The organism is Nonomuraea montanisoli (assembly GCF_013363975.1).
GTDB lineage: Bacteria > Actinomycetota > Actinomycetes > Streptosporangiales > Streptosporangiaceae > Nonomuraea > Nonomuraea montanisoli.
Window position 1 is genome coordinate 1 of sequence record NZ_JABWGN010000073.1, and the last position, 284, is coordinate 284.

General features: G+C 78.5%; 1 protein-coding gene. It reads left to right on the forward strand.

Going from position 1 to position 284, the window contains the following annotated elements; genetic code table 11:
- On the forward strand, positions 1-284 hold a 284-nt coding region (locus tag HTZ77_RS45035), incomplete at both ends, for a family 20 glycosylhydrolase (protein ID WP_175595928.1).

Consider the following 284-nt stretch of genomic DNA (forward strand, 5'->3'; position numbering starts at 1 on the left):
AGCGGGGCGCGCGAGCCGTGGTGTGGGACGAGGCGTTCGGCAGCGGCGAGCTGCGGCCCGACCCGGGGGTCATGCCGTGGCGCGGCCTGGGCGTCGGCCGCCGGGCCGCCGCGGCCGGTCACGAGGGGGTGGGCACGCCGGTGTTCCCGCTCTACTTCGACTCCGCGGAGTCGACGTCGCCGGAGGAGCCGGCGGCGATCGGCGACACGATCACGGTGGCGGACGTGGCGGCGTTCGTCCCCGCCCCGGCGGAGTGGACGGACGAGGAGCGCTCGCGGGTGCCC